The sequence below is a fragment of the Parachlamydia sp. genome (genome assembly GCF_050255895.1).
GTDB classification, from domain to species: domain Bacteria; phylum Chlamydiota; class Chlamydiia; order Chlamydiales; family Parachlamydiaceae; genus Parachlamydia; species Parachlamydia acanthamoebae.
This window is the reverse complement of record NZ_JBFWIR010000112.1, coordinates 1-5,209: the sequence shown is the minus strand read 5'-3', so window position 1 is coordinate 5,209 and position 5,209 is coordinate 1. Positions and strand designations below refer to the sequence as shown.

Here is a 5,209-nt window from a genome sequence, read left to right as displayed (position 1 = left end):
CTGCGCTGATGATAGCGGCATCGAGCGTGGCAGATTTAGATTTATTTTGGGTTAAATCATCGGCCTCTTCTATAAGGCCTCGCATTGCCTCACAAATTTTATCAGACACTGGCAAATTCATGAGAGAAAAGATTTTTTCAATACGTTCAACTTGTTCTTCCGTTTCATGCAAATGTGTTGTCAGAGCTTCTTTTAAATCGGGAAGAGAGGCGGCTTTAATTAATTTAGGAAGGGCTTTTAAAATTTGATTCTCCGAGTTATACATATCAGCTAACTCATCAATAAACAATTGAGTTAAATCTTGATTTTTCATAATTCCCTCCTTTTAATATAGAAATGCTTTCTACATAAATTTGAAAATAACTAGATCGATGAAAGAGAATGGAAAATGATTTAATTATGCGTTTAATATAATTATCTTTAAAAGCTAATCATATTAGCATGTTGGAATTGGAATCTTGCCTATCCTTTTAAGATAGTTGATTTTTTATTATTTTGACATATTTTTTTTAAAAAAAACATGCTATATTAGTCCAAGTGATTGATGATTAAATATTTAGTTTTCATCATTTTTCCGAGAGTATTACATCGTTAATTTTTATGCTTTTTAAAGTATTGAATTTCTCTTTCGTGTTTGACTGCTTCCTCACGCGTTTCGAAAGTCCCTAAATTTCTTCTCTTTCCTGTTTTGGGGTTTACAGACAAAGAATAGATCCGATATTTGCCAGATTTTAATTTGCGAATCATTTGAAACCTCATTGGTTTTTATTTTTTTTAATCAAATTTTTTATAAATTTGTCAAGAAGATTAAACCAACAATAATTAAAGGAAAAAAAATAGCTATATGTTACATTAAGCTTTAGCTAAAAGAGGTTAATATGACGGTGAATTTAAATAATGTTTTGAAATCTTATTATATAGCAGCTCAGGATAGGACGAATCAGCCAAAAATTAATCATCCTATTCTAATTCTTCAGTGTAAAAATGGAGTAAAAGAACTTAATCTAATAGTAGATAGAAGACAGGTGTCTTGGTATGACAGGTTATTGGCTTTTTTTGGACGTGGAAATGCCAGTCTTAAAAATGTAAGAAACTATCTAGATGAACATAAGACTGAAATCTCTGCAGAAAATATAAGCGCTATAAAAATAATAGATTCGAAAATCTCTCTAAGAAATCAAAGCAGCCGCATACAAAAAATTCCCTTGCTGAATTCGTGGGTATTACATTTAGAAAAGAGTACTTATTCTTGTTATGTAGGAACTACGCATGTACCGACAAAAGAAGATAGGGGTGGCATTATTGATTTTACCAAAGTCTTTCCAATAAAAGGATTAGCTTATATTGCTGATGGATCAGGTCATGCTGTTTCAGCTGTTAAGCAAGAAGCATATACAGATCTCTGGAAAGAGTTTGATGAAAGGATTGGCGAGCTTTCTCATCCGGAAAGTCCCGTTGCTTGTCAAAAACAATTAGAATCTTTGCTTAGCGATCAAAGTAAGAAATTTGAAGAGAAGGGCTATGCCTCCACTTTGATTGTCACACAATTAATTGCGGGAGCAGATGGGAAAAAATACTTAGCTCATGTTGCCGTCGGAGATTCTGATTTATATTGCCTACGTAAAAATGGTCGGTTGGAGCAAATTACATCCATGAATAAAGATGATCCTTCCCGGAATACGGAGCTAGCTGGTGATGTTCGTCAAATGCATAGGGGATTGACTGAAGTTCATCCAGGAGACAAAATCATAGGTGTTACGGATGGAATCACCGATTTTATGAGTAAAGATATCTTGAGATCCATCCTATTAGAAAAAGGGACGACACCTGAGAATTTAGGTACAAAATTATTCAATCGACTACTTCAGGGGAATTCTAAAGGCTCAAAATCATTGAAGAGAGAAGATTCAAGCGACAGTGATGATATTAGTGTTTTTTTTATGACTGTTCCAGAGTCCATTGCTTAAGAAAGATTTCCAGGTTTTGCTGATCGAGGGAAGAGGAACTATTGGGCAGAGTATTTTGATTTCTATAGCGAACCATTTTTTTAATATAAAATGTGACATTTTCTCCAAAGTAAAATGTTTTAAATAATAAATTGCAGATCCTCGTGACTTTTTCATTTTAAATATGTAAACTTAATAAGTTTTACTAAGGATAAAGATGGATATAGAAATTACTGAATTGCAGCAAAAAATTGAAGCTCTCACAAAGGTGAATGCTGAATTAATGGTGAGCCAGCAAGAATACTCTTCAGCTAAGCAAAGCTTGAATAGAATGAGTGTTCGATTACGTAAATTATGTAAACGATTAACTCCAACAAATGAAATAGTACTCGAAATGCAAAAAATCGCTGATGAAATTCGAGAATCTGTAAAAAAAGCCTAAGCTGCAAAAGAGATAGCGTGAAGCTGAAGTACAACAGATTGCTTAATCACTACAAACAAGCTAAATTTTAAGTAGAAAATGGCAGAGCTAAAAACAGAACTACATCTTAGAAATCGTCATAGAGAGCCCTATGATTTTAAGCTGCTCATAAAAAATTGTTCTGATTTAGCTAAATTTGTAGCGACAAATAGCTATGGAAATGAATCGATTGATTTTACCAATCCGATTGCTGTTAAAATCCTCAATAAAGCCATTCTAAGAGTCTTTTATAACATCACATGGGACATACCAGAACATTTTTTGTGTCCTCCCATTCCCGGTCGTGCAGATTATGTTCATTATATTGCAGATTTGCTTGGTGTTTCTAATAGAGGAATCATACCTCAAGGTAAAAAAATCTCCATCTTAGATATCGGTGTAGGAGCAAACTGTATCTACCCACTTATCGGATATAGAGAATATGGATGGAATTTTGTTGGGACAGATATCGATCCACGAGCGATTTCGATTGCGAATGGAATAATTAAGCAAAACAACCTCACAGAAGCCATCGAAATTCGCTTGCAAAAATCCTCCTCAAATGTTTTTAAAGGGATTTTGAGTGATAACTCAGCATTCGATGTTTCAATGTGTAATCCTCCTTTTCATGCCACACCTTCTGAAGCAAGAGCTGGAACTAAACGGAAGTGGAAAAATTTAAGGATAAAAACAGATGCATTGAATTTCGGGGGACAAAGCAATGAGTTGTGGTGTCCTGGCGGAGAAGTCGCATTTATAAAACGTATGATTGAAGAAAGTATTCACGTTAAATGCAAGTGGTTTACAACTCTTGTTTCAAAAGCTAGCAGTCTTTCAAACATTTATCAAGCATTAGAAAAGGTGAAGCCTCTCGAAGTTAGAACGATAAATATGGGTCAAGGGCAAAAGAAAAGCCGAATCGTTGCTTGGACATTTATCTAAATTCTCTAGACTGCAAAGAAAAAAAATGAATTGCATTGCTGATGAATTTTGTGCATGAGTATGTGTCATGAAAAAAAGGCAGTTATAACTTTCCCTATAACTGCTCGTCTCTCAAGATTCCAGTTACTGGGTACACTTCAAACTTTTAACTGGGCTTGTCTTCTCTCAAGAGTTTTCAACTTTCTCAAATTAATAGCCTATATTTTTCTTTAAAAAAAGGTATCTCAAAAGATATGACCTTCTCCTTTGAGCCAATTTAGAAAATGTGTAAGAAAGTGGCAATTAGAATCGGGCATATGGAAAAAGGACGTTCTTTCAACCGTTAGGATGTCTTATTTAAATGAAAAATCCCCCTTGTTTCTTTTTTTCAGACTGATATATCGTTAAAATTTTTTAAAAAACTCAAAGATACAAATGAATTTTTTTCTTATATATGCAATGAAACTAGCCGGCATTATTGCTAAGTCGATTGTATTCTCATACGCCCTATCTTTTCCTTTTTATGATTTTTTAAATAAAATTAAATCCACCGAAGAGCTTTAAGGGGGTATCGGCGAGATGACCGAGATCGCCAATAAGAAGAACTTTATTATCGATTAAAGATTGAGCTTGCAATTGTGCTTTTTGGAGTGTTTCAAGGGATGCATAAGACACTTTTGGCAATTCGGCAATATCAGCAGCTATCACATCCTTAAGAGTTTAAATACTCCTCTTTCGCAAACTACTAAGGCTTATACTATCAAGTATGTTGATTAGGGTTATGTCGACTAGCCTGAGCTTCGCCTAAAGACTTTTTAACCACAGGCTGTTTTTTTTTTGAAGAGAGAGATAGTGTTATTATTTATGGGGGATGCACCATTAGTGCGCCATAAAACAAAAAGGCAGTTACAGCGAAAGCAGTAACTGCCTGAGTCTCAAATTTCCAGTTACTGGGCACACTTCGAACTTTTGACTGGCTCAGCCTCTCTCAAAAATTTTCAACTCTATCATTATTAAAGACTTAAAAATTCACTGGAAAATTGTATCCAGCAGCAGAAGCCCAAAGCGGTGATCAAAACGGAAGTGCTTGACTTCCGTTTTATTCCGTGTTAATTTCCTAGTTAGAAGATTAAAAGGACAGCCTAAATGATTGAAGAATACCTATCACAAAATGAATCCAAGACCGTGGAATTCAAAGAAAACACAAGATCTCTTTCTGGAATAGTCAAAACAGTTGTGGCTTTTGCTAACACTTCGGGTGGGGTATTGCTCATAGGAGTAAAAGATAAAACAAAAGAAATTGTTGGAGTTCCTAATTCGCTTCATGAAGAAGAGAGAATTGCTAATGCAATAAGCGATAGCGTTGCCCCTTTAATCATTCCAGATATAGAGATTCATGCTTATCGAGATCGAGAGTTAATCATCATACGCGTTCCTCATGCTGCTGGACCCTTTTATTTGAAATCAGAAGGATCAAAAAATGGGGTTTACATTCGGTTTGGCTCTACAAATCGCATTGCCGATGATGAAATGTTAAATTCTCTAAAGCTTTTCTCAGAAAATCGCGCTTACGATGAATTGCCTTCTCCAAAAGGAGTGCTGGATAAAGAGGCTATTGAAAAAGCTTTTGCAATTGTTAAAAAATATCCGACTAAGAAACAGTTGGAAGCTCTGAATATATTAACTGAACATTTAGGAAAATCTATTAATACGAATGGGGGAACGTTATTATTTGGCCTCAACCGCCTGACTCTTTTTCCTGATGCTCTTATTCGATGTGCGAGATTTAAAGGAATTACAAAAGAAAAAATTATAGACTGCCAGGAATTCACATCAAGATTACCTTTTGCAATAGGAGAGGTCTTAGCATTTATTGAAAAAA

At 34.8% G+C, this 5,209-nt stretch carries 7 protein-coding genes; 4 read left to right on the top strand and 3 right to left on the bottom strand.

The window, feature by feature from the left end:
* A partial coding sequence (locus AB7E63_RS13165; protein ID WP_428419643.1) for a DUF892 family protein occupies positions 1–313 on the bottom strand: 313 nt, incomplete at its 3' end.
* Positions 314–591: 278 nt separating this feature from the next.
* Positions 592–747, bottom strand: a complete 156-nt coding sequence (locus AB7E63_RS13160; protein WP_006340895.1) for a hypothetical protein — start codon at positions 745–747, stop codon at positions 592–594.
* Positions 748–878: 131 nt separating this feature from the next.
* Here AB7E63_RS13160 and AB7E63_RS13155 point away from each other — a divergent pair, with 131 nt between their 5' ends.
* The 3 genes from AB7E63_RS13155 to rlmF all read left to right on the top strand — a co-directional run bounded on the left by AB7E63_RS13155 (position 879) and on the right by rlmF (position 3,348).
* Entirely contained in the window at positions 879–1,967 is a 1,089-nt protein-coding gene (locus AB7E63_RS13155; RefSeq protein WP_036746096.1) for a SpoIIE family protein phosphatase, read from the top strand.
* A 196-nt stretch (positions 1,968–2,163) separates the two neighbouring features.
* Positions 2,164–2,388, top strand: coding sequence for a hypothetical protein (locus AB7E63_RS13150; RefSeq protein ID WP_006340893.1), 225 nt, complete (start codon positions 2,164–2,166; stop codon positions 2,386–2,388).
* Between the two features lie 78 nt (positions 2,389–2,466).
* Entirely contained in the window at positions 2,467–3,348 is an 882-nt protein-coding gene (gene rlmF, locus AB7E63_RS13145) for a 23S rRNA (adenine(1618)-N(6))-methyltransferase RlmF (RefSeq protein WP_006340892.1), read from the top strand.
* Positions 3,349–3,858: 510 nt separating this feature from the next.
* Here rlmF and AB7E63_RS13140 read toward each other — a convergent pair.
* Positions 3,859–4,035 (bottom strand): hypothetical protein, encoded by a 177-nt coding sequence (locus AB7E63_RS13140; RefSeq protein ID WP_006340890.1) that lies wholly within the window; start codon positions 4,033–4,035, stop codon positions 3,859–3,861.
* A 438-nt stretch (positions 4,036–4,473) separates the two neighbouring features.
* Here AB7E63_RS13140 and AB7E63_RS13135 point away from each other — a divergent pair.
* On the top strand, positions 4,474–5,209 hold a 736-nt coding region (locus AB7E63_RS13135), incomplete at its 3' end, for an AlbA family DNA-binding domain-containing protein (protein ID WP_428419642.1).

Bases quoted from the DNA above. Each gene is read 5' to 3' on its own strand.
- AB7E63_RS13155 (WP_036746096.1), top strand. From the start codon at position 879: ATGACGGTGAATTTAAATAATGTTTTGAAATCTTATTATATAGCAGCT.
- AB7E63_RS13150 (WP_006340893.1), top strand. From the start codon at position 2,164: ATGGATATAGAAATTACTGAATTGCAGCAAAAAATTGAAGCTCTCACA.
- rlmF (WP_006340892.1), top strand. From the start codon at position 2,467: ATGGCAGAGCTAAAAACAGAACTACATCTTAGAAATCGTCATAGAGAG.
- AB7E63_RS13160 (WP_006340895.1), bottom strand. From the start codon at position 747: ATGATTCGCAAATTAAAATCTGGCAAATATCGGATCTATTCTTTGTCT.